This window comes from Vibrio azureus, from assembly GCF_002849855.1.
In the GTDB taxonomy this organism is placed as follows: domain Bacteria; phylum Pseudomonadota; class Gammaproteobacteria; order Enterobacterales; family Vibrionaceae; genus Vibrio; species Vibrio azureus.
Map to the genome: position 1 here is coordinate 1,065,849 of NZ_CP018617.1, position 24,925 is coordinate 1,090,773.

At 40.2% G+C, this 24,925-nt stretch carries 19 protein-coding genes and 1 pseudogene; 7 read left to right on the forward strand and 13 right to left on the reverse strand.

Annotated features, from left to right (window positions below; genetic code table 11):
* Positions 1-54: 54 nt before the first annotated feature.
* Together BS333_RS18475 and BS333_RS18480 are read right to left on the reverse strand one after the other, a co-directional pair.
* Positions 55-7,002, reverse strand: a complete 6,948-nt coding sequence (locus tag BS333_RS18475; protein WP_021710506.1) for a TcdA/TcdB pore-forming domain-containing protein — start codon at positions 7,000-7,002, stop codon at positions 55-57.
* A gap of 347 nt (positions 7,003-7,349) precedes the next feature.
* Positions 7,350-8,315: a hypothetical protein gene (locus tag BS333_RS18480; RefSeq protein ID WP_021710507.1), complete on the reverse strand. Its 966-nt coding sequence runs from the start codon at positions 8,313-8,315 to the stop codon at positions 7,350-7,352.
* Between the two features lie 327 nt (positions 8,316-8,642).
* Between BS333_RS18480 and BS333_RS18485 the strand changes: the two genes are divergently transcribed.
* From BS333_RS18485 to BS333_RS18495, 3 genes are all read left to right on the forward strand, one after another.
* The gene (locus tag BS333_RS18485; RefSeq protein WP_021710508.1) at positions 8,643-9,176 is read left to right on the forward strand and encodes a hypothetical protein; all 534 of its coding nucleotides are present in this window, start codon (positions 8,643-8,645) and stop codon (positions 9,174-9,176) included.
* 138 nt (positions 9,177-9,314) lie between these two features.
* Entirely contained in the window at positions 9,315-10,049 is a 735-nt protein-coding gene (locus BS333_RS18490; RefSeq protein ID WP_021710509.1) for an IclR family transcriptional regulator, read from the forward strand.
* Positions 10,050-10,203: 154 nt separating this feature from the next.
* Positions 10,204-13,308, forward strand: a complete 3,105-nt coding sequence (locus tag BS333_RS18495) for a DUF6701 domain-containing protein (RefSeq protein WP_021710510.1) — start codon at positions 10,204-10,206, stop codon at positions 13,306-13,308.
* 3 nt (positions 13,309-13,311) lie between these two features.
* On the opposite strand, the gene BS333_RS18500 is transcribed toward BS333_RS18495, so the two are convergent.
* Positions 13,312-14,346, reverse strand: a complete 1,035-nt coding sequence (locus tag BS333_RS18500; protein WP_021710511.1) for a metal-dependent hydrolase — start codon at positions 14,344-14,346, stop codon at positions 13,312-13,314.
* A 91-nt stretch (positions 14,347-14,437) separates the two neighbouring features.
* Between BS333_RS18500 and BS333_RS18505 the strand changes: the two genes are divergently transcribed.
* Positions 14,438-15,235, forward strand: a complete 798-nt coding sequence (locus tag BS333_RS18505; RefSeq protein WP_021710512.1) for a CLCA_X family protein — start codon at positions 14,438-14,440, stop codon at positions 15,233-15,235.
* Positions 15,236-15,260: 25 nt separating this feature from the next.
* Here BS333_RS18505 and BS333_RS18510 read toward each other — a convergent pair whose 3' ends face one another.
* Positions 15,261-15,512 carry a DUF6482 family protein gene (locus tag BS333_RS18510; protein WP_021710513.1) on the reverse strand — a complete coding sequence of 84 codons (252 nt, stop codon included), beginning with the start codon at positions 15,510-15,512 and terminating at the stop codon, positions 15,261-15,263.
* Positions 15,513-15,681: 169 nt separating this feature from the next.
* Between BS333_RS18510 and BS333_RS18515 the strand changes: the two genes are divergently transcribed.
* On the forward strand, positions 15,682-16,281 hold the full coding sequence (locus BS333_RS18515; RefSeq protein WP_021710514.1) for a pentapeptide repeat-containing protein: 600 nt from the start codon (positions 15,682-15,684) through the stop codon (positions 16,279-16,281).
* A 146-nt stretch (positions 16,282-16,427) separates the two neighbouring features.
* A complete protein-coding gene (locus BS333_RS18520; protein WP_021710515.1) occupies positions 16,428-16,667 on the forward strand; it encodes an RNA recognition motif domain-containing protein in 240 nt (79 codons plus the stop codon).
* 172 nt (positions 16,668-16,839) lie between these two features.
* Here BS333_RS18520 and BS333_RS18525 read toward each other — a convergent pair whose 3' ends face one another.
* The 5 genes from BS333_RS18525 to BS333_RS18545 all read right to left on the reverse strand — a co-directional run bounded on the left by BS333_RS18525 (position 16,840) and on the right by BS333_RS18545 (position 21,654).
* Positions 16,840-17,847, reverse strand: coding sequence for a tetratricopeptide repeat protein (locus tag BS333_RS18525; RefSeq protein WP_021710516.1), 1,008 nt, complete (start codon positions 17,845-17,847; stop codon positions 16,840-16,842).
* Positions 17,848-18,135: 288 nt separating this feature from the next.
* Entirely contained in the window at positions 18,136-18,489 is a 354-nt protein-coding gene (yidD, locus tag BS333_RS22670) for a membrane protein insertion efficiency factor YidD (protein WP_081638525.1), read from the reverse strand.
* A gap of 72 nt (positions 18,490-18,561) precedes the next feature.
* The gene (locus tag BS333_RS18535) at positions 18,562-19,032 is read right to left on the reverse strand and encodes a GNAT family N-acetyltransferase (RefSeq protein WP_021710518.1); all 471 of its coding nucleotides are present in this window, start codon (positions 19,030-19,032) and stop codon (positions 18,562-18,564) included.
* 148 nt (positions 19,033-19,180) lie between these two features.
* A complete protein-coding gene (locus tag BS333_RS18540) occupies positions 19,181-20,473 on the reverse strand; it encodes a DEAD/DEAH box helicase (protein ID WP_021710519.1) in 1,293 nt (430 codons plus the stop codon).
* Positions 20,474-20,673: 200 nt separating this feature from the next.
* Positions 20,674-21,654: a CobW family GTP-binding protein gene (locus tag BS333_RS18545; RefSeq protein ID WP_021710520.1), complete on the reverse strand. Its 981-nt coding sequence runs from the start codon at positions 21,652-21,654 to the stop codon at positions 20,674-20,676.
* Positions 21,655-21,817: 163 nt separating this feature from the next.
* Between BS333_RS18545 and BS333_RS18550 the strand changes: the two genes are divergently transcribed.
* Positions 21,818-22,066, forward strand: a complete 249-nt coding sequence (locus BS333_RS18550) for a hypothetical protein (RefSeq protein ID WP_021710521.1) — start codon at positions 21,818-21,820, stop codon at positions 22,064-22,066.
* A gap of 90 nt (positions 22,067-22,156) precedes the next feature.
* Here the strand turns inward: BS333_RS18550 and BS333_RS18555 are convergent.
* The 4 genes and pseudogenes from BS333_RS18555 to BS333_RS18570 form a co-directional block, all read right to left on the reverse strand.
* A pseudogene (locus BS333_RS18555) lies at positions 22,157-22,269 on the reverse strand (putative quorum-sensing-regulated virulence factor); the annotation flags it as partial.
* 194 nt (positions 22,270-22,463) lie between these two features.
* Positions 22,464-22,943, reverse strand: coding sequence for a hypothetical protein (locus tag BS333_RS18560; protein WP_021710522.1), 480 nt, complete (start codon positions 22,941-22,943; stop codon positions 22,464-22,466).
* A gap of 62 nt (positions 22,944-23,005) precedes the next feature.
* The gene (locus BS333_RS18565) at positions 23,006-23,593 is read right to left on the reverse strand and encodes a hypothetical protein (RefSeq protein WP_021710523.1); all 588 of its coding nucleotides are present in this window, start codon (positions 23,591-23,593) and stop codon (positions 23,006-23,008) included.
* A 244-nt stretch (positions 23,594-23,837) separates the two neighbouring features.
* A complete protein-coding gene (locus BS333_RS18570; protein WP_021710525.1) occupies positions 23,838-24,668 on the reverse strand; it encodes a TIR domain-containing protein in 831 nt (276 codons plus the stop codon).
* Positions 24,669-24,925: the final 257 nt, after the last annotated feature.

The following is a 24,925-nucleotide window of genomic DNA, read 5'->3' on the forward strand; positions in this document are numbered from 1 at the left end:
AGTGTTTGTCACTGGTCAACGTAGTCACTACTTGAAGTAATGACTACTCCACCATCAAAGTGAAAGCTCACTCATTTTGGCGATACCATCAATAGCTCGTTTATCTAAAGCCGATTGAATAAACAGCACACGCACTGGGCTTTGGCTGTCTGCAAAGCGTATTGCCAATTTATTTTTCGAAGACTTTTCAAGCTGCTCGATAACTATATATAGGCTATCAGCAACCACCAGCTTTAGGCGATTTTGCTCATGCTGCACAACTATCTGATCTTGAGAAAAACGAGACAGGTCAATCACGGACATGTAGCTACTATCCCTGATAAAGACTTGCTGGTATTTGCCAAACAGACCATTAATGTCATAGCTGTTTCTCCTACCAGAGGATGAAAGCACTAAAGAATCGGCCTCAATTAATTTAACACTCTGCAATTGCTGCCCTTGCATAGGTCTCGTGACCAAAGTGAAAACGTTATCGGCTCGAAACACATCCTCATAGAAACCCAGTGATACATGGCCCTGTTCAACATCAGAACGAATTAATTGTTGAGTTTTCGGTATATAGAACAATTCTTCTTGCTGACCCGCCTCCACAGATCCAATCCATAATGCTTCCTCTTTCGTCGCGAGATTGATTAATCGACCACTTTTGGTGACTAACCAACGAGGGTCATTTTCACCAACTTTTACCACGGAATCACTATGGTAATGATGGAATAAATCAGATAACTCTGCACCATTTTCTTTTAACCAACGATCTTTTATCGCGACCAGTTTAGGGGGTAACTCAGCTTGAAGCACAAAGACTAGCCCTGAACGTGTTTCGATACGATAACCATCATGAGCATGATAAAAGCTCTGTAACGGTTCACCTACTAAGTCCCTTGCTTGAGGTTGAGTAATTAAACCATCAGTAATAAAGCGAAGATCGGCAGTAAAGTTGTACATTTGATCAAGGCTCAACATTGGCTGACTGTAGACCGACCCTGTTGAAGGTTCAAACAACCATGCAGAGTGCTGATTTTTCTTACCAATCAGGCTCAATGGCTGAGAGCCTTCGTGATTTGCCAGCAAAACAAATTGCTCACCCTCTGGTAAGTACCAAACCGTAATAGGATTACGATCATAGTCTGTCAGCCCCATCAACATAATCGGCACTGTGGTACCGACAAACTTCTGACGTAACGTTCTTTGCCAGTCATTTGGGTTTAACTCAAACCATTGGCGACTTAAACCTATTAATTGGAACTGGCCTTGTGGCGTAATCACTCCCATTTCTCCGGTTCTTTTAGTCAGATAAACTTGCTGGTGAACCGTAATTTGATCATTTTCGTCTATGGTAACAACGTTGATATCATTTTTATTTACAATATACAGCTGATGCTTGTTTTTGTTATGCAAATAATGGGTACCATTATCACTCAACAAAAGTTGCAGATTAGGCTCAGGGTGTTCTAAGCGAATCTTAAGTAATTGCGTTTCATTAACTACACTCCAAACTGGCGTTTCTCTTTCGACACCAATTTCTACCGCCTCTGAAATGACAGGAGCCATACTGAACGATGAATTAAACCACCCCATGCCCAGTTCATTGACTTGTAATGCTTGTGTAAGCACCTCTCGGTGTTTCCCCGGCCCCCCCTCACTCAACGTTTGGTAAAGCTCTCTATCTCCATGTATATCGGTTAAAGCCAATCCTGTTGAGGTTAAGCGATACAAATATTTTATCGCTGATTGATCGGGCATATGATACGTAGCAGACACTAGGGTAGCATTAGCCTCAGTCCAAGCATCGAAGGTGATTGAAATGGCTTGCCCTTTTGGCTCATGGACCGAATAGGATGCTTGCTCAATACCCGTCGCCGTATCAATCTTCCACAACTGCCCATAGTGTTGATTAAAGAACAGTGCACTATCCCCTTGAACACTAATAAGTTTCGCATCTTGTGATAGCTCGATACTTACATCACGATTAACAATGATCTGGTCATGTCGAACATCATAATAAGCACGTCCTAACGGCTGTCCATGCTCTTGATAGTTGTCTACCGTTACGTAGTCACCAAACAACTGATGCTTCTTAGATAGCTGTTCCAAATGCTCAACGACACCTTGGCCTATTTCTTGTTGGCTGGCATTCATCTCTATTAGGGTCAAACTTGAAGACGTAGCTTGCCAAACATCACCGTTTGCCATAAACAGCGTAAGGGTGGAATGCTCAAGATCGTTGATTCGAAGTGATACAGAACCTACCTCTAGTATTCCATCATGCAGTACCGGACGCTGATGCTTTACCTCACGAGCATCAATTAACCACTCTACCTTTTGTCCGTTTTCTTCTACTAATGAATAATGGCCATGCTCTTGCACCAACAAGGTTTGTTTTCCCTGCTCAGCACTTAAACGGTAATCCAATTTTCGAAGGTCAAGACCATTAATTTTCGGCGTAATCACAACACGATCTTGTCGGCCAAGCTTAATATCGACAGTATGAGCGACAAACTCTTCTTTCATACTACGAATCAGATACTCAGAAGGGAAAACGTAGAAATCGTAATCAAAATCCAATTTATCTTCTAATCTTCTCAGTACATCAAAGCCGGCATCATGCCTTGTCGTCGCTCCGGGTAATATTTCATAGTCATAATCGATATAAGACACTCCTGTTACTGGTAGCATAAGCATTGTATTTGCGTTCATATTCAGTGAACTGACATCGGTGTACCCCAAACGCTCACGAACAGGCAAAGCTTTACTCTTGTCTCGCAGTGCCTTCGGTAAATCACCCGCCCAGAAAAAATAATTTAATCGACCAGAGCCCGTACTTCCATCTCGTGATGAGTAGAGATACTGATTGCCCAGTTCCACTTCACTCCGAGAAAGATCAATCCGGTTGATAACGGCGCCAGACAATGGGATGAGAAGATTACTTTGAGAGTCATAACGATAGCCACCATCTTGATAAGCCTTATCGACTTGCTGGAAGTAATGGCCAACTTGCTGGGCATCTAATGCAATTTTGCCAAATGCATCAGCTAATGCCGTAAAGCCTACCGCTAATCCTCCAATTAAAGCTCCAGCTTCACCCAAAACTAACGCAGTGGTTGACGCCCCAACCGTACCCGCAATCAAAGCACCGCCACCGACGGCCATTCCAATTGAATTCATACCAAGTTGCATGCCAAATACTGATGCTTGCTGAACATTTTTTGCATGGGCCAATTCATAGGAGTTCAAACTCACATTTAGAGCACCAAATACAAGTCCAACACCTTGATTTGCCAAACCAAAAGTACTGTTCATCGTCATGTTTACCAGCTCAGCATCTGTCGATAACGCAACCCTAAACAGATTGACGACATGAGAAACATCCATCGCGACACCGTGGACAATTTGGGTTGCCATAACATAGCTGTGTACCTTTAACGCACGCAATAATGAGTCGTTATGTTGAACAGATAACTGCTCTCTTTGTTGGTTTTGATACCAAGTAATCACTGACTGAACCGCAAAGGCTGCATTAAGCCCATCCATACCTTGAACGTCTTCAAACTCAAACGACTGAATCTTTTGCCCACTCGTCAAATCATAGCGACTGTTCATAGAAACATATTGTTCGTTCAGGTAACGATTCACTTCAACTAAATCTCGTCCAAGAACCTCAACTCGGACTTGCTGCTCGCTAATAGGATCCACAAAAGAAATAGAGGAATATCCAGGGTTAGACTCTTCGATGCTTCCAATTACAGGCAACCAATCCGTGGGAATATTATGCTGTTCTCTTGCTTGTGAAATCGCTAGTGATAATGCTTGGGCATGTTCATAGGCCTCAAGCTTAGTCAGGCTCATTTTTAAAGCCAAGTCTTGGTCAAAATTCTCATCCGCGCTATTGAGTACAATCACAGACTCATCGTCATCATCCAGTGTAATAATCGAAGCCGCATCTTCATCAATAGTCACAATCGATTGATCATCATCTAAAGTAATGATCGAATCCCCATCACTCACCGGGCTCAAAGGCTCTTCTGACGTTAAGCTAAACACTTGCTGACCAGGTAATACTTCCACCAAGGCCATTTGTGCCGTATCTATTTGAACTAATTTAAACTCTGGCTGCGCTGGCGTACCAAATGCAAGATAGTGATCAGCCATGCCATTGATTACAAAGTGAGCCTCTAAACCTTTTCTAAGAGCTTGTAGAGTCGGAAATTCTACTAAGGAAAAATTAGGATCGTAAAAGTAAAAACGTTTTTGGCCCATATCATTGATTGCCGATATCCCCATAGAGTGCGTCGATGTATTTAATGCGAAAGAAGCCTGTCCTTTGCTCAATAACTCTTTTTCGACCACGGACATAACACTATTGATGTCCATTTGCCCTAAAGGAAAGCTGCTTTCTCTTGCACCAAAGCTAGAATGGAGGTTGTGTAACGCATCAAGAAAAAACTGACTTTCAAGATCTTGAGGATTAGCCGCACCTATAAACAACTTATTAGACAATTGCCCAATCGCATCTTTACCCTGTGAGATAGCCACAGACATCGCTCTCACTAAGGGGTAGCAACGTCCACTGCCATCTCCCATCAGCTTTACAACAAAATCTTGCGGAATACTGGCAATAATTCGACCACCTAATTTGGTTGCTTCTTTATTAAAGCGAGCAGTAAGATCGAGTGTTCTTGTGATTTTTACTTTATCCAGTTGATTGTTAATAATCCTAACGAGTGCACCTTGCTGCCTGGCATCCAACTCATCAGAACTCAGCAGTAGCAATTGCTTCTGTGTTAAGGTCATTGCAGGGTCTAAATTAGGTAAATCGACGCTCTGATAGTCTTCATATCCCTGATCAAAACGAGTCCGTTTACTCCCCGTTAACTGTTGATAAGCATGTTCCTTGGTTAAAAAGCGTTGGTGAATCTGCCCTTTATCGAAGTTACCTGTTCTCAAGTTTTCATCGGTCACAATCAATGCGCCAATTCCTGACTCTGCCTTTTGTTGAACATTGAGCCACATTTGGTCCAGACCACGCGATAAGTTAATCAAACCTTGTGTGTTGTTATCTAGCTCTAATAAACTTGCACGTAATCGAGAAAGCTCTTGTTTCACTTCTGACTTATTTGGATAACCTGGCAACTTCAGTTTTGCCTGCAAAGTTAGCCTGTGGAGTGCTAAATTTTTTCTTTGGAAAGATAACTTTTGGTTCAGAGTCGCCCTTAGTTGATTCCATTGTGCCAAACTGGAGTGTTGATCTAGGATTTTGGCTTCCATCGGATCATAAGGTAAGTCCTCAATGCCTGTGGTATTAATTCCAAATCTCCGAGCTAAATTCAGTAGCTGTTTTTGTACACCCAAGCGGCCTTGTTGAAATAACGTGTCTAAACCCTGACCCACAGCTGCAAATGGCACCACCGTTGTAGAACCCGTTCGTCGAACCTCTAGGTCACTAAAACCATTGAAGGATTGCTTTTGTACTATGCTTTGCCAACCCTGCTCATTGAACATGAAAAAGGTCGCATCTAAACCGTGAGTAAACTTAATTTCCTCACCAATACGATAGCCGGATGTGAGATCTCTTAAAGCGACAACATTGTCATAAAGTGCATAAGCATGTGGGCGTTTATCAAAAAAGATACGGTAATATTTTGAGTTAAGGTCTGTGACGACCAGCGTACCCCCACTACTTGACGCCGCGACAACGACTTGTCCAATTGGAGCCACTTTTTTTACATCAATATAAGAAGGTGTATTGTCCAGTAAAGGAGGTAATAACACTTTTAATTTATTACTCGGAGAAAAGCCCTCTTCATAAAAACTTAATTGATAACCATCTGCGCCTTTTTGAATCGAAGGGCGACCTTTAAGAGGTCCATTCTGAGCAAGCAGAGGCGTTACATCAAGCGTGTACTTTTTCAAAAATGTTTGCGGATCACCGATAAAATCTCTCACCGCATTTTGCGAATCCGTTAATTGAGATTGATGATCAAACGATGAGTCAATTAAAGGTATCCTTTTTGAATCATAACCATGTCGACTTAACATTTCTGGCAGAAGAACAACCAGAGACTCATTTGTGAACAGGTTCTCCAAAATAGCATCTGCTGCCACCACCGCTCTTGCGCCACCATGGCTCGTAAAAGTAAACCGAGAACTTTCTGAGTAGTTACGCCCTTTTGCTAGCGCCACCATCCCTAAAGGCTGATGATCAACCCAAGCTTGAGGGGGAATGTATTTATCAAGAAATTGGACGACTTTCTGGGCATTTTGTTTGTTGGCATCGCTGAGATATAACACCGCTTGATCGGTTAAAGTTGGGAACCGATTCGGCGCCATAATTTTAGCCTGTTCGACAATTTCAGAGACTTCACCTGAATAAAGCTTAGAAAATGCATTGATAACCTCAGGTAAGTATTCTTTGGTAAAATTTAAGGTTAAACGTGAACTGTATAAGGACTCATCCTCTCCTAAATCAGTGTAAAAGCTCTTAGGCACAAAGCGAGCTGAAGTCGCATTATGGATAAAATATCCCTTGGGCACTTCAGAAATTGACCTATCTTGAAAACCTTGAATATTAATTCTCAAATTAGGGTCTTTTAGATAAACCTCCGTGAGTAAATTAAAAACTCGAGTGCTTTCCTCCTCTGTAAAAGGCTGTAAATGTGCGGGGCTATCAGCAGAATATCGATCATAAAACGCTTGATGTATATTTGTTTTCAGCAAAACATAATCTTGCCGAGATTGAATAGTCCAAGCTCCTTCTTTATCAAGCACTTCCTTGATACGGTCAATCAGAGTTCGATTTTCTGGATCTTGGCGAATTGAATCTCGAGTTTGACGTAATGCAGCTAAGAATGCTTCAAACCCGACTTGGTATTGCTTTTCCTCAGTGGCAGACAATTGAGGTCTTTCAATCACGACAGAAGGAATATCGTTACTGTCTCCAGCATAGCCAAAAGAAGGGGATAAAAAAACAGATGCCAATGCTGTCGATAAGATCTTTTTTTTCATAAGTAATATTTATAAAATTAAAACGGATATATATAACTAACAAATGAAAAACTATAACTCAATTTTTTTATTTAATTTTGAAGGAAATTTTATAAAAAAAGAATATTTGACAACAATCAAAATAACACAACCTAATTTAGATTTAACTTAATTAAAGTGTAGGATTTTACGCTCAAGCCAGCTTAAATTATCATTTTAATTTTATGGTGATAGGGCTAAACAACTAATATTTATACATTTTTCATTCTTGGCTTAATGATTTAAATGAACATTAAATAAGGCAATAAGCCAAGATATTGTATTTTACTAATCAATATAGTTTGATTATTAGTATTATTAAATCGAGTTTATTGACCTAAAATCGATTTCAATTTCTCACGCAGATCAATTTTCCAGTGTCCTTGATCTTCTTTGAGAACAACGACTTCATAGCTTGTAACCTCATTTTCTATCTTCTCTACTGTGATAAGTTTCTTATCTTGATAATCGATTTCACCGACTACGTTAAGAGATGAGATTTGCGTGGTATTTGAGCCTTTAAAACGGTGGATCACTGAAAGCATCTGATTCATGAAGTCGATATCAGTCATGATTTCAATATCAGAAATGGTGACATCTGTTCCAAACGCAGTATCTTTGAGGTACTCTATCGTTTCATTATTGTTTTCCAACCCAACCAGAATAAAACTTTTCAACTCATTAATTGTTTGACTGTGAAAAAACACGGCGGCTTGATCAAAGCCCACTTTACTGACAAAGTCGTAATATTGAGCAACAAACTCACTTGGATCTTGAGAGATAGAAATATCCCCGTCTATGCGAATGTTAACGCTCTTTATGAATGCAGGTGTGGAAGTATAAGGGGTAAAAGTCATATATTTATCTGCCTGCCACGTTTGATAAAGACTCGGCTCCTCATCAAAGCAGTGTTCATTACTGTCTTCTAACAAACTTCTAAACCCTATCGTTCTATTATATTCTTTATTGCCATCAGGCGAATTAACATAAGAATAAACCAATAGGCCAGATTGTGACCAAGCCTTTTGTTCTCTATCTTGGTTATGGGTCATTTCCACACAAACTCGATTAATATTCTCTAAGACAATTGGTAACTTTGCGGTCGCTTCTGCTCGAGTTGATAGGTAACCCTCAGAAAAGTCGAAATAGTCAAACTTAGGGGCTTGATATAAATTAGGTTCCTGAACCATTATTGGAAGAAAGCCTTTTATATCTGGTTTTATATTGAGTGTGCTCCCTAGTGATGGCATTGCTGCGAAAATAAATAATGACGTTGTGATTGACTTATAATTCATGATTTTCTCCTTTTTTCAAAATAAAATATCTTTTATAACTCAATTTATTTCAAGATAAATAGTATAAAAAACAATCTGAAACTTTGATTTGTGATAAAAATCAAGAATAATCAGATAATAAAAAACAGAAAAGATACTATTGAATTTATTTCGTCAAACTAGGAAGTGACACAAAAGACTATAGTTATTATTAAATTTAATATGGTAGTTTTAATTAACCTAAATCATATTTATTGGTAATACCAGGTTAATATAATAATTTAAGTTTGAAGTAATTAAATTTTAATGTTCATATTTAACCAAACAAATATTTAACAGGAATTAATTTTGAAACCACATACTTATATCATACTTTTCGGTCTAAATATTTTTAATTCAACAGCTGTTCTTGCTGATGATAGTTTCTCCGTTTCTAGTATCTTAAGCAATGAGCAAGTTCGTCAATTTTCCTTGGGAGACACTGATGGGGATGGACGTGATGAAATTATTTTCCTTACTGAGAGTGGTCAAGTGAAAATTGCCAAAAACTTTACCCACTCTAATTCATTTAATTCTCTGGTAGGGACAACATGGAGTTTGTCCACTCAGTGGCAGCTTGAATTCCAAGAACTCTCTTATCAAGGTTCTGGTATCAGTGTGAAATTAAAACAGATCTATGATGGCAACATCCTAAGAACTGGTGCAGGTGTCGCTATAGTCAAAGGTGGCAAAATTGAAGTTAACATAAATGGTTACAGTAACAATCCAGCGGTGAGTATTAATTACTTCTCAACAAACAATGGAACAATGGAAGGCAGTTATAAAGATATTGGCTATTCTCGTTCGCGTAGCTATCGCTTTTCCGGGCATGTGAGTGAGTAAGAGATCTATACCCGAGCCATCTCAAGATACTCTGAATCAAGCACCTTGAGATGCATTGGGTATATGGTTTAAACTGAGTCTTGTTGTTTACTCTCTGACAATCAACAATGCTTTTATTGCATTTAGGCTAACAGGCGTATGATCCTCAACAAACCCAGTATCAACCAAGTTAATGAAAAGTCACTTCAACTTTTAATGCAAGTTGCCGCCAGCCATGTGCCTATCTCGGCAAAAAACCTTAGCGAACAGCTGGCGGTTCCTTTAAGTAGCCTTTATCGCCATCTAAAACTGCTCAAAGAGTGGAATTTGATTGAAGAGAGTGTCAAAGATAAAACGTTCGTAATTGGACCTGCGGCATTACTGCTTATGCACAGCTATGAGAAAACCCATCATAACCTAGATACCGTTGAGACCATACTGTCTCGATTAGTTCAACAAACTGGAGAAACAGCGACTTATATGGTTCCGTCCGGTTATCGGGCTTTATGTGTCCGTCAAAAAGAGAGCATCCAAGCACTACGATGCCGCTTTGTTCAAGGACAAAGTCAACCTTTACTTTATGGTGCCTCATCTAAGGTTATGCTGGCCTTTTTACCCAAAAATCGGTGTGAAAAGATACTCAACTACTTTCATCAAGGTCCTTACTTAACACAATGGGAACAAGAACTGAACATCATCCGGTGTAATGGCTTTGCGCTGAGTACCTCTGAAATTGACCCTGGTGTGTCAAGTATCAGCGCCCCCGTCTTAAAGGGGAAGAAATTACTTGGCGCTATTTCTGTTATGGCACCTGCTCAGAGAATTAAGCAGGATGAGCAACGCATTATTCTCCATGTATTACAAGCTGCTAGAGCATTACCCCCAGAATCCTAACACTCTTCTTCTTATACCCAAGTGACCTCAAGAGGCCATGTTCAGCGAAAAGTAAAATCTTATTCACAAACAGAACATCACCCTGTATATTGAATTTTATTCTCTTCTCGACAATCGTAACTTTAGTGTCGTTTTATTTGGAATATGTTGTTAAATGCGCTGGATGTACTTTGTTTTTGTCTTGTCTCTCTTTTCTTTTCATAGCAGAGCAAATGTTTATGATGTGAGCCAGTTAGAGACACTTAATGAAATTTGTCACGGCGGCTCATTCACCGTACGAAACGGTATTTACTCGTGCTCAGGTCAGATTAACTTAGCGCTCAATGCCAAAATCATTAATCCCGCCTCAACCAAGCCAGTGACGCTTGTTTCATTCGGACACCTTACTCTGCAAGGGAACAACACGATTGGCACTGAAACAAATCGCATCAACATCAAAACGGCAGGCTCAGACTTAGAAATTAATATCAACAACACCGATGCAATAACTCGGATATATGGTGATATAAAATCGCATGCCGATCTCTCCTTGCAAAATGCAGCCATTTGGGGAAATCTTCGCAGTAGCGGCGGCAATATTACGGTCACGGGCAGTAAAAATTTCATTCTCGGCGACATTCATGCATTTCGAAAGTTACATTTAGACTCTGCCCAAGTTGATGGTGATATCTATGCCGGCTCATCGAGTTTCGATGCGGCAGACGCCTCTATATTGACCAACAATAGTATTATTAATGGCCAGTTAGACAGTATTGGGAACATCCGTGTTAAACAAAGCGATGTATGTGGCAACATCACTTCCTCTGGACAACACGTATTCATCGAGGGTAGCCAAAACCACATTGTGGGTGCCTTGAAAGCATTTGGTAATGCCAATATCATGGGAGCTCGAAGCTACGGCATTGCCGACAATACCAGCAATATTAGCGCACACAAAGTTACCATCGATAAAACTTCTCAGGTTTTCTCTTCTCATTTAGCCGTAAAGTCGTTCCTACGCCCTTCGATAGAGAGTGTATTGATATGTGGTAAAATAAACGCTTCGGAACCTGGTATTAACGGTGCACAGAATTACTGCGGCTTTAAAGAACCCCAATGTCAATATAGCAATCAAATACCTCCACAATGCCCACTCATCAGTGAGGATCTGCCATCATGTATCATCGCTCCCCCCTTGGAGGATAATTTTGAGCTGGTTGTGACTCCTTCAGAGCAACTGGCGTTAATGTGTGGCCAAACATTACCTAAGTTTAGCGCTCAAACAATGAATCTAGGGCAAGTAACCAGCACCCAAGTGAATACGTCCCTTTCGCATCCAAAATTATTCTCGCTACAAATGGTGGTTGGTGATTCAAAGCTATCACCTAATGCTTATCTCTCAACAAGTGATGGACGCTTAGAACTTAGGATCAGACCGAAAAATATAGATCAAATTAAACTTGATGAACGCTACAGCGTAACGTTTACTCTTAATGCTGATACAAATAAAACACAAACGGTTGAGTTTATGTTTACCCCCTATCTGTTTGAAGCTTATTCCCTTTCCTCTGGCCATAAGATCAACTCAATTGAGAGCATCGCAGGAAAGCCACAAAACGTTAACACTCGCTTACTGGCTTGTACCATTGATAATAAAGCTGTCATTGCCACCAATTACCAAGGTAACGCTAATGTAAGTCACACATTACTAAAACCGATGAATGGGACTGACGGTCAATTTCGTTATGAGACAAATTTTAAACAAGGTATCTCCAGTACGAACTTCATAACCAAGGAATCTGGCCTGTTTGAAGTAAAAGTAAGTGACGCCTTCAAATGCAATGGGTTTAGCTCCTGCCCTGAGAGTGGGCATGTTGAAGTAGAAGGTTACTTTCAAGTTAAATCACGCCCGTGGACTTTAGCCATTTGCCCTGATTCTCACCCGCTCCAATCAGGTACATCAGCTGCTGGGGCCGGCTTCATTGCTGCTGGTGAGCAATTTTCATTGTCCATAAAGCCGATTATTTGGCAAAAAGAGGGGCACATGACGCAGGATGTGAACACAGCTTCTTTGTGCGACGCTCCTGTTACTCATAACTTTATGCTGGCCGATGCTCCAAGCACAAACATTGTCTTGACCAGCAAACAGAGTACCCCCACTGAAACCGCTAGCCAAACCCAAGTGCTCCTCGAAAGTACCGATACACTTCGAAAAACACAGACACAACATGAAGACAATGCATACCGCTTCAAACAGCTGTTCTGGGATGAGGTAGGAAGCCTAAGGGTCAATGTAAGCTTGGACAGTGAATATCTAGGGATGCGTGTCAATCAAGGTTATCGAGATATCGGTCGTTTTTATCCAAAGTATTTTAACGCCACATCCTCCCAATGGCTCTATCCTAATCAACAAGATTTTATTTACATGAATCAACCACTTGATGGCATTTATTATGACGTTATTGCGCTAAACTCAAAGCAACAGAACACCAGTAATTACGCTTACTTTCACCCTAACCTACAAGCACTGTTTTACTTAGGAGAATTAAGTGATTATACCACGCGTTTTATTCCTCCAGCTCCTATCCATGCCGAGTGGATCAATCGCGAAGGATCGAGTGTGGGTTCATTTGTTATTGAAAAGCCAGCTTTCAGCCCAAATTGCGAGAATAGCCCGTGCTTCAGAAAAGATCATCCTGATGGAAATTATCCAGACGGCCCTTTCAATTCAGGCTTAGACAGTCAAAAAAGCAAAATTGGGTTAGTTTCCTTAAATAACGTCGATGAGATCCTTTTTTGGAACGATCAGCATATCTTTAAAAAACAGCCTGATATTCGATTTGGACGGCTTAACTTCTCAGATGTTAGTGGTTATCAGGGAACAACCATTCCAGTACCTCTTAGGGTAGAGACATGGCAAAAAGGGCAATTTGTTCTTAATACCGATGACAATACAACACAAGTAAATGCTAAAGAGTTCATTATTACCCCTCTTTGGCCGAACTCTCCGGATGATAATGCCATGCTATCTGGTGAAGGGGTTATGCTTGCGGGTATTACCCATCAATTGCTTGCCAAACAAAAAAAACCGATAAGAGAACAAGTGATGTTTCACCTTAATTTAAACCACAGTAGTCAGGCTCTACCTTGGTTAAAATATAATTGGGACATCTCGACGCCAGAAGAAGACGACCCATCAGCAATCGTCACATTTGGTATTCATCGTGGTAACGACCGAATCATTTACCGTGGTGAGCCCGGTGTGGTTGGGACTCATTAAATATCACTCAACACCTTTATACCCAAGCATCTTGAAGTCACTTGGGTATAACATATCGATAAAAGCTTGGGTCGATTCAGGTGTTCTTTCATGGTGTGTTGAATAACGAACATGCGCACTCTCGTTCGCCGTTGGTAATAACGTAATGCCCCACAATCCTTTGATTTGATTGGAAACCATTGAGTATCGCATATCAATAATACGTAATTTGTTATACGGATCTTGTGCTATAAAGCCATTTGAAAACCGATGAAAACGCTCAACATCTTTAGCTTGTTGCGAAGAAGAGGTTAACCATGGAAATGCTTCCTGCATATTCAGTTTAGAAATCGATGTGCCCGGATAAATATTGATTGATTGACCTAACCTCACTGCATCAACATAGTAGTTCCCCTGCGCTTCGTAGACAATCTTCCAGAGCAGTAAATTGGCGAATGATGGTTTGGCTTCTAGCTGCGTGAATGTATGCTGCCTTTGCTGAGCCAATTGCTTACCCACTTCCTCAGCCCTGTCACGTTGTATAAGCCCAAAAGTGAGATAAATAGAAATCCACAATAAGGCAAAACGCGCATACCAGAGATTCCGCTTCCACATTGTCAGTACAATCAGCATTAAAATAGGCAGTGTGAAAAAAGGATCGATAACAGAAACGATATTCCATGCAAAACGCTCATGGCTAAAAGGCCAAAAAAGCTGAGTGCCATAACTGGTGCAAGTATCTAACAACCCATGTGTGGTGTAGCCTAATGTACAGTAAAGCCAGCTTTGCTGAAACGATAAACCAAGCTTTTTGGCGATGAGTGGATGTAAAACCAAAGCACAGAGCAGCCCACCAACAGGAATAAAAAGCAATGAGTGTGTGAACTGTCGATGATATTCCAAAAACAGCAAAGGGTCGTTCGCAGAACGAATCAAAACATCCAAATCTGCAGCCATACCTGCAAGTATTCCAAGTATCCCAGCGGCCATCAAGTCCTGCTTTTTACAAACAGATTGAGACAAGGAAGCCCCAACTAATCCCTGAGTGATTGGATCCATGGCTTATTCTCTCTTATAATCCAAAGCCTGATATTTTGAGTATATACCCAGAGACAGCTTAACAATACCCATACATCCTGCGAGGGATAACTTGCAATTAACGAACTTTAAGTACAAAACACGTTCAGGTCCAGATTATCGCCATGGGGACCAAGTGTCATTTATCGATATAAAGGAAACATTTGGCATTGGCAGCATTCGTATTGGTAAATGGGTAAACAATGAAGAAAAAGACCTTGCCGCAAATTTGATTTTCGATGCGTTGGCTGATTTAGCTTTTATATTAGCACTACCGCCAAAAGCCATTGGGCTTCGTGGAAATTTAAACCTTGCATTCGGGACTGGTGGCCGTAAAGGCGTTCAGGCACACTATGCGCCCAATCAGCGTGAACTAGCGCTAGCAAAAAATGCTGGAGCAGGCGCCCTCGCCCACGAATTTTGGCATGCTTTCGATCATTACATTGCAGAAAAGGCGTTCGATATTGGCGATAGATCAGGCCCACAACGTGAAATAATCTTTGCGAGTGATTGCTGGCTAAGCAATGCCCCCCTATTACCTCATGCATTGAATCAACGGTTACACAAAATCTTTGACGCCACCCTACTGACAGCAGACGCACAAAATCATCATGATTACGTATCACGCAGTGTGGCCGCAGATAAAGCATTAGCTAGCCGATATTTCTCGCTGCCAACTGAAATGATGGCAAGAGCATTCGAGTCCGTTATCGAGTCTTGCTCTGATATCAAGAACTCGTATTTAGTTTCTGGTACCAATCAAGCGAGCAACCTATCTGTTTATCCAGACTTACAACACCGAGAACGGATTCACAGTGCAATCAAGGCTTATTTCCATCCATTGGGAAATGCGCTGGCACAGAGTGGATAGCAGCCCATCAAACAAATGGCCAGTATTAATACCAACTCAACTCGATTTCCAAAGGCAAATCACAGCGTATCCGTTCTCCACACATTTCATCAGAAGCATTAAGATGCACCAGTTTAGCTGAAGAGTAATCAGCCCCACGAAAATGGTCTCTGGCTTCGCACAGACTTGCGAAAGTGAGAGGGCTGTTGTTTTGATTAATAATCAATGTTTTTGTCTGGTCTACTACGTTGTAAGCGAGATAGATACCGCCCTCGACCGATTCAATCAGAAGATTCATAGCTGTTCCCTAAAGGAGGATGTAGTTCTTTTGCTATTACGACGAAAAGAAGAACTTAGTTCACTTTTTATACTTTATACCCAAGTGACCTCAAGATGCCCAACCCTTCGTATTTGAAAAATCAAGAACGGAAAGGTTACAATAATCAAAAAATAAGAGGCAGAACAGCATGAAAGCAATCATAAATGATGAGCAATACTTTGATGAAGCTTTTGAAAAACTTTTATTATCAAGTCATCAATATAACCACGTAGCATTCGAAGATTGCTATTTCAAAGATTGTGACTTCTCTGAATCGACGTTCACTCATTGCAAGTTTATCAATTGTGAATTTCATAACTGTAACTTCAGCTTAGCTAATTTTTCAAACTCCAAATTGTATACGCTGAAATTTTATGACTGTAAATTAATTGGGATAGATTGGACTAAAGTGAGCTGGGCTGAGTACCACTTAGATTATGAGTTAAGCTTTACACGCTGTATCATGAACGATTCTTCATTCTTTGGCTTAAAGATGCACGAGTTAAATTTTGATGAATGTAAGCTACACGATACTGACTTTCGAGAAGGTGACTATACTGATTCATCAATGACTTATTGTAACTTTAGACATGCCCTATTTATGCGAACTAATTTACAAGATGTCGATTTCAGCCACTCTGAAGACTATAGAATTGATGTGTTGGAAAATAATATAAAAGGTGCCAAGTTCTCGCGTTTTGAAGCATTAAATTTACTTGATAGTTTGGGCATCGAGTTAGTCGATTGACTATCGTAATGAAAAACGATAAAAACGAGCTATGTGAAATATTTCCACGTCATCCGTAGAAACATTACTCATATGCAAAAACTCTTGTTGGTTTACTTGTCCATACCTGAGACAATGGGTCGGTAACTTACACTAGGCAAAATATTATGAAACTTTTAGTCCGCAATCTAGCACGAACCACGACAGAGCATGAAGTTCGTGTTCTATTCTCTGCTCATGGCACCGTCACTCAGTGTGATTTAATTCTTGATCAAGAAACGGGACAATCTAAGGGCTTCGCTTTCCTTGAAATGCCTGATGAAAGTGAAGCCAAGTCAGCCTTAAACAACTTAAATCTGACCAAAGTAAATGCAAGCAAAATTCGAGTTAAATTCGCTCAAAGTTAAGCCATATAAAAATGGGAGCCAAGTTATCTAGGCTCCCTTTCTATTTAGTTATTTACCGCTTCGAGCTGTAATAATCAATATTTTGAGATATTATCCTTTGAGCAAAAAAACGGCCCAATTACCGCCTTTCACGATAATTAGTTGACAGAAAAAGAGTGACAACGGCTGGTGATCACATTATCTCTTCAATTAAAGAATCTTTAAGCTTCGCAGCAGCGACAATGTTTTCTTTAGACATGTACTGCTTAACATCAGCAATGTCTTTCTCTGCATCAGGGTCTCCGTTTTCTTGCGCGATCTCAAACCAAGCAAGGGCCTTAACAAAGTCACTCCAAGTGCCTTGGCCGTTTCTGTAAGCATAACCTACAGAATATTGACTGTAAGCATCCCCCTGCATGGCTGCACTCATGTAATACTTGAAGGCTTTTTTAGTGTCTGTCGTTTTGAAATTACATGGCTTTTTGAATTCAGAAAAAGAATAAATATCACCCATTTTTGCATTAGAGGAGGCATGTTCATCCTCTTCAATCGCTTTATTAAATAAGTTCATTGCTTTAGCACAGTTTTTTTCAACACCTTCTCCGTACAAATAGGCAATACCAAGATTATACATCGCATCTACATCACCTAAGTTTGCTGCTTTCTCAAACCAATACGCCGATTTAGTGAAATCCTGAGCAATACCAGAGCCTTCATCATATGAAAATGCAAGCTGATACATAGCATCCGAGTATCCAGCAAGAGCAGATGCTAAGTAATAATCGTTAGCTTTTTTAAGATCTCTTGAAGTACCCTCACCATCAAAATACATTACACCTAATGAATAGAGTACATAAGGATCATTACCTGACTCGGCTTTGTGGTACCAAAAAAGGGCTTTTTCATACTGTCCGTCGTTATAGTATTGATCTGCTAAACTCGTGATGGATCTTAAATCACCAGACTGAGCCGCCTTCTTTAGGTATTTGTAACCATGTTGTGCATTTTCTTCATACATTGAATGGTCAATTAAAAGCTCAGCGGCCTGTATCAGTACTTCGTTATCACTTGAGTTTTCAGCTTTCTTTAACAGTATCAAGTCCTCACCTTCAAAACCTTCTATTTCTAGATTGTATGCAAGTGCATTGGCTGAGAATAGCAGTGATATTAACGTTAAAGATGTATAACTTTTTTTTATCATTTCATATATTCCTTTAATCGGGAGAGATCCAAAACAGCGTCAAAAATAAAACATTAAAAATAGTATTCCCCAAAGTGCGAGTGACCTTAACTCGCTGAACGCAGCATCTTGAGGTTACTTGGGTATATCTCTATAAATGATTGCACGCCTGAACGCTAAATCGCCTCACTGAAGATAGCACCTTGAAGTATATTGGGTATAAGAAGCAGACGAAAACGATGATGTAAATCACCTAATACCACAATATAGTAAGATGCTGATTATCCATGTAATGGTTGTAAATTTTTCCTATGGCCAACAGTCACATGAAAGGTCTGGTAGTTCACAGTATTTATTTTTACCCACACAGTTTTCAATTTCACATACTGCTGATGGATCGCAGCAATCTTCTCCTTTATCTTTCTTTTTTCGTCTTTTTTTCTGATCATTCTTTTGAAGTGTACTGTAAGCCTGTTCGCACTCCTGCATTCTGGTTCTTATTTTTCGGTATCCGTGCCAAAGTCCATCTTGCTGTACAATGGCGAGAACAGCATTAGAGCAAGATGGCCCTTTATTAAGGTAGGCATGTGCGCATCTAAATCCCTTATAGGGAGAGATAAAACGCTGATAGAATCGTATCAATATAATCGCTAAAAGTTTCAACTATTATTCCTTTATATACCCAAGTGACTTCAAGATGCTTGATTCAGACTACATTGAGATTTTATCATTTCGTCATTGATTAATTTCTAGCGACATAGGAATATCGATCATACCCTCCCGATTCCGAATATCAGCTACACGCTTAAAACCAAATTTAAGGTACACTTTTTCTGCATTCAGTGCTGAGTTTGTAGTAAAAAAGCCACTATTACCGTTCTGAAGAGAGACTTCTTTTACGGCTTGCCAAAGAGTTCGTGAAAGCCCTTTCCCTTGGTATTTATCGTCTATAAATAAATGCAATAAGTGCTGATAATCTCTAATACCTGCAACGCCTACAACGTTATTTTTAGGAGAAACCGCAACCATATAGAAATAATTGCCAGTCAAATAAGTATGAAGGTTTTCTTCTGACATTGACTGAAGTAAGACTTGATGGATAGAAGGTTCACAAGTTGGACACACATATTTCTGGGTTAGATGGGTAAGTAATTCACTGATGGCTTTTATATCCGTGAGCTCCGCTTTACGAATAGTAATACTCATTCTCTGCTCCTATTATTGTTGTTATATATCCAAGTGACCTCAAGGTGCTTGATGAAGAACGAGGTTACTTGGGTATCAGCATGAGATTATATGAAAAAATTTGAGGCGCCAATAGGCGCCTCAAGTTTCAATTCAATTTTATTTTATTTTATTGAGAGTTACGACGTGCTTTTAAACGCTTCATCATCGCTAATCGGCGCTCTGCTGAGCCTTGATCGGTTGCTGACTGATTCGGGTTATTACGTCGCCCTTGGCGCTGTTTAAACGCGGGTTTAGAGTTGAGTTTTTCGATGTACGAATCACGCTGTTTTGGCTCGTAACCAGCCAGCTCTATACGACGAATACGCTGCTGGATTAAGTTTTCAACCTGAACAACCGTCAATTCTTCTTCACGATTGACAAAAGAAACTGCGTGTCCTTGCTTGCCTGCACGCCCTGTTCTTCCAATACGATGAACATAATCTTCAGCTAAGAATGGCATGTCGTAGTTCACCACATGTGGCAGGTCTTCAATGTCTAAGCCTCGGGCTGCGACGTCCGTCGCCACCATCACGCGAGCTTGACCATTTTTGAACTCATCGAGCGCTCTTCGTCTTGCACTTTGTGCTTTATCACCATGGCAAAGTACCGCCTTAATGCCATCGAGCTTTAACTCCTTAACCACTTCATTCGCTGTTTCTTTATAATTGACGAACACCAGCACTTGCTGCCAGTTTTTGCGCCCAATTAGCTCTGAAAGTAGCTCTGTTTTACGCTCTTGATCAACAGGATAAAGCACATGAGCAATCGTATGAGCGGTCGTATTTGCACGCTCGACTTCAATACGCTTTGGTTTACGTAAAATATCTTTAGCCAGCAGATTGAGTTGGCTTGACGTTGTCGCTGAAAACATCATGATCTGAGGATCTGTTTCCACTTCCATCATGATTTTACGTACGGCATGAATAAAGCCCATATCTAAAATTCTATCGGCTTCATCAAATACAAGAAACTCAAGTTGAGCGACAGACACATTACCTTGCTCTATGTGCTCTTGCAGCCTACCCGGCGTAGCAACAAGGATATCAACGCCATTTTCTAGCGCTGAAACTTGTGATGACATCTTACGTCCACCAAAAATTGCTGCCACAGAAAGCTGCGTGTATTTGGTATACGCCTTGATGTTATCTGCGATTTGTTCCGCCAGCTCACGTGTAGGTGCCATGATCAATGCACGGGTTGTCTTACGAGAGACTCGTCGTGCAGAATCTAATAAACGCTGGATCATGGGTAGCGAAAATGCAGCAGTCTTACCTGTTCCTGTTTGCGCAGTAGCTAGAATATCATGGCCTTTACGCGCCATTGGAATCGCCTTTTGTTGTATTGGCGTTAACTTCTCATAACCGCATTCCGTTAGTGCTTTAACGACTTCTGGCGCAAAACCTTGAGATGAAAATGACATTAGGCGTATTCCTTAAACAAATCTTGAGATAACGTTATTCCAAAAAACAATATCTCTGAGTTAGATGATCTTTAAACAACTTTAAATGTTGGCCGAGCACTATACCCGAATTTGAGGGTTATATCTCACTTTTTTAGCGAAACACGTCTAATCACCCTACTTGCTCGCCCAACAGTGCCCAAGCAACCTCACAACACGCTTTAGAGACCGCATAACTGCAATAAAATCTTCTCAAGTTGATCCCAAGGCATTAATTGACTGTCGATCACTTCAAATCGCGACTCAAAACCTTCTAGGCTGATTTCGTTCACCGATACCACACCATTTACGGAATTAAACGCAAAACAACCACGTTCTGTATTAACCACCGCTTTTACACGTTCCGCAGTCAATGCCGATAACATTGAGAAAAACTGGTCAAAGTCAAACTGATATTCAGCACCAAATATCCAACCACAGCTGTAATGTCCTTGGCCTTGGTTTTCTTTACGTAAATAAGCCTGACCTGGGGGTAATTGAAACTGTGGCTCGTCCTCAGCATGCGCTTTATGGTGAGATTCAATATTTGAAGATGCACTGCCCTGTTGTCGATTAAGATCAAGTACATCTGCTGGTAGCTGCCCATCTTGTGACAATTGGCTGTGTATCTTGGCTGGCGATTGAACGGATACCCACTGATTAAAAACTTCAATATCATCAGGTTGGCAAAGATCCACTTTATTGCCGACGACCACATCAGCACTTTCTAATTGGGAAATGAAGTTTTGATTAGACGTGTATTTCTCTTGGCTCAAATGTCGAGGATCGACCAAGGCCACCGTCGCCTTGAGGTCAACATAAGGTAAGTATTGGTCAGATAATAAGGTGGCAATAATTTGCTTAGGGTGACCTAAACCTGTTGGTTCAATTAATAGACGATCAGGTTGCTGACGCAGCAAGGCCGTAATGCCTACCGATGTGGGCACACCAGCAGTACAGCACATACAACCACCAGGAACTTCTTTGATTAATGCACCTTGATCCGTCATCATCGCGCCATCGATACCAATCTCACCAAACTCATTCACCAATACTGCCCATTTTTCATTTTTAGGCTTATTTTTTAATAAATTAAGTATGGTTGTTGTTTTGCCAACCCCTAGAAAGCCAGTCAGGATATTGGTTGGAACTCGATTTTGCATGATCACTCCAAATCTATTATTTTTTCACAATTATTCTTATGAGTTCGAAGCATACCTCTGATTTTTGTCTTCAACAAGTTATCAATAGCTACTTGGTTTATGTCAATAAGTTAGGTAGAGTAGCCGACCAGTTTAATCACTTGAAGTTCGAAGAGACTGAAAAATGAACCTTGATGAACACGTAATTGACACACTAGAGGAGCTAGAAGCCTTCCTCCACATGATTGAAAGCGGCGCTCTCGGCTTAGAGAGTGTTGCCGGTGTCGCCTTGGCAACAACCAACAGCGATGGCCGTCCATTTGTGGCTGTTTTAGATGAACAACATGAATTGGTCCTTGGACGCTGGGTATCTCAGTCTGTCTATGAAAATGGCAAAGACATCGTACGCAATGGCCCTAGGAAAAAGCACTAAACAACGAAAAAATATACGGCCATATATTACTTGAGTCTAGTTAACCGATAAGATAATAATCATCGGTTAACTAGACTTAATACAGGCCGTCTATTGGCTGATTTTTAAAGGTTTTACCACAGAATCTAGCCTTCAATTTTTAGCGCTAAGCATAATTGGAGTAACTGGCCTAGTTCACCTTCAGGAAAGCCTTTTTTATCAAATCAATAAAAACACATTCCCTCAGTATTTAACGTAATGACAAAGTCGCTTGGTGATCACAGAGTGTCATTGGTTGCTATAAATCATAATTTGACACTTGTGAGTTATTCACCTTGCTAAATTAGCAAGCTATGAATAACTCAACTAATGAAAAGTCGTTTAATTAACTGCCTCGTTTCGGTGGTACAAACCCTTACTATGAAAGACCAAAATCCCAATCATATGGATTTAGAAGTATTGCTTTATCTTCTTCCGTTAAATCATCATAGTTTTTCGATACATCTCTTATTAAGTAAGGAAAAAAATAGTCCATGATTACTTCTTCACCTAAGCCAAGAATTGAACCGTTGCAGCTCCACCTTGAATGATTAAAAACCTCCTCGCTGTACAGTTCATTTGAAATTGGAAACTTAATTACAAATTTGCCGTTGTTAGGTAGTTCCACCCATGCATCAATTCCTTTCGCATCAGAGCTGTAAAAGTTTTCTCCATCTAGCGCCAATTGACAATAACGGGTGAGAACACCATTAAGGTTTTTCAAAACATATGGAAATGAAATGAGTAATAGCTCTATAGTTTGATCAGCAAGAATGAATTTAAGTGCATTTTTTAAGTTATTTTCACGCCGATTTTTTATAGATAAAGGTATACTTGATTCACAATCCAAGCTCTTCATGTTATCTCCTGTATAGAAGCGTATTTCTTAATCCTTTCGTGTGCAGTCATTAAATTGAAATCCTAAAGTATCGAAAGTAGAAATGAGCCTACACTAGCGATGCTGCCCGCATGAGGCAACGCACTTAGCAACGTTTTGACAACTGCTTTACTCGGTTTGTCTGACTGAATCTGTAGTTCAATTGCATCAACAACTTCCAATGCTTCTTTCTTTTCAGCAGTATCTTGAACAAGCCTATCAATTTCGCTTCGAAGGAGCTGTATATACTCTACGATTTCAGAGTTCTGATTGACGATATTAGTTGAGTTGTCTACCGAGTTATTGTTAACTCGAGCATTGTCACCATGGAAGTTGTAAGTAATATTTTGAACTGCTTCCTTAGCTTCTGGAATACCTAACTTTTTAGCTTTGATTTGATAATATGCTGGTATTGAATGAAATTTTTCGTGAAAGCCTGGGTCTATTACTTTGTAAGTTTCTTCACCGCCGCTAGACATAAACCTCTGTATTAGATCATTTGTTTCAATCAAAACATTTGATTGCATAAGGTAAATACCTTTATCTTGCACACTAGCCTTTAAATCCGAATACTCATCACCATTAGTTTTAATAACTTTGATTCGATCTGTCATCATTCTTTGAAATACCATACTTTCTCCTAGGAATTAACAGGTTCAAAAACACAATAGCTCCCTTAGGAAATGAATTAATACTTTTTTCCATTGCTTGGGCGACTAATTTGGGAGACGAAGTGTTTGTAATAACACCTGATGTACTGTTTACTAAACTGACGGATAACAAAGTCACTTCAGCAGCTTTTTCAACCACTTTTGAAGATTAGATCAACTAAACTTTTGTTTCATAATTCTTTATTAACATAACAGCTTATTAGCATTAAAACGGGACATCACGGTCAAGACCATGTGGAAGTTCAAGAGCTTTTGGTTGGAGAACGTCTTCGTTCTTCAATAGAATATCGACCCCCATTTCAGTAATGGAATAAGCGTAATAGTCGTAGCCATCATGAGCGTCAGTTTCTACGGTTTTACTTATATAGCCCATTCTTTCTAGCTTTATTAGTGATATTTGTAACATTGCTTCATTCGCTCCGCGAAAATTGCTAGAAATTCTATGAAATGGTAGCCCCGAAGGGTCTGCGGTATGACTTTGCAGACAAGCCGCTAGAAATTTATAGTCTTGCGCTTTAAGTTCATAGCTACTTGGATTAGCAATAATCTTCTTTGATTCAGAGAGTCCTTCGTGCTTTATTAGACCCAGTCTTTCAACCTCAGATTTAATCAATGTACATGCGCGATTAGTCGCGGATACCAAATCTCCATCAGTTCGATTTGCATCGTAATCAGCAGGGGTCACGCCCAATAAATCAGTTGGAAGGTGCATTTCTACATCACGTGGCTTCAATATGAATGAACGAGACTTGCCAATCGCACCAACAAATAACCCCATCTCAAAGATCACGTTGTCTCTGACTACATGCTTACTTCTGCTTCTGATCGTAGATATATCGTCTGGAGCAAAAATAAAAAGCGCAAAATCTACAAAAGACGATTTCTCTACAAGATCATCTATTGCAGATGACGAAAGCTTAAAAGTGCCATTTTTCCAAAGAGTAACTTCAAACTCATGATCCAAATTTACATTTACTGCCTCGGCAATAGCTAGGCTTTCAACGGATGAAGCAATAAACAATCTTGGTTTTCTCAATTCATTATCTCCATACTCGGATTGACTGCTAACAGCTCAATAGCAAGCGAATCCAGGTTATTCCAAAGCATTTTCCCGTTTGACCCAACACTACAAAGTGACGTTTATGTCATAACTTTCAGAACAGAGCTTTAGCGTTTTCGAGAATGTGAAAAACGGGCGCGTTACCTGTTATCTCCACGAACTAGATGAACATTTTCATACTGTTAAAGCGATGTTAATACGCTACCGCCCTTTACTTATCAGCCACGTAACAC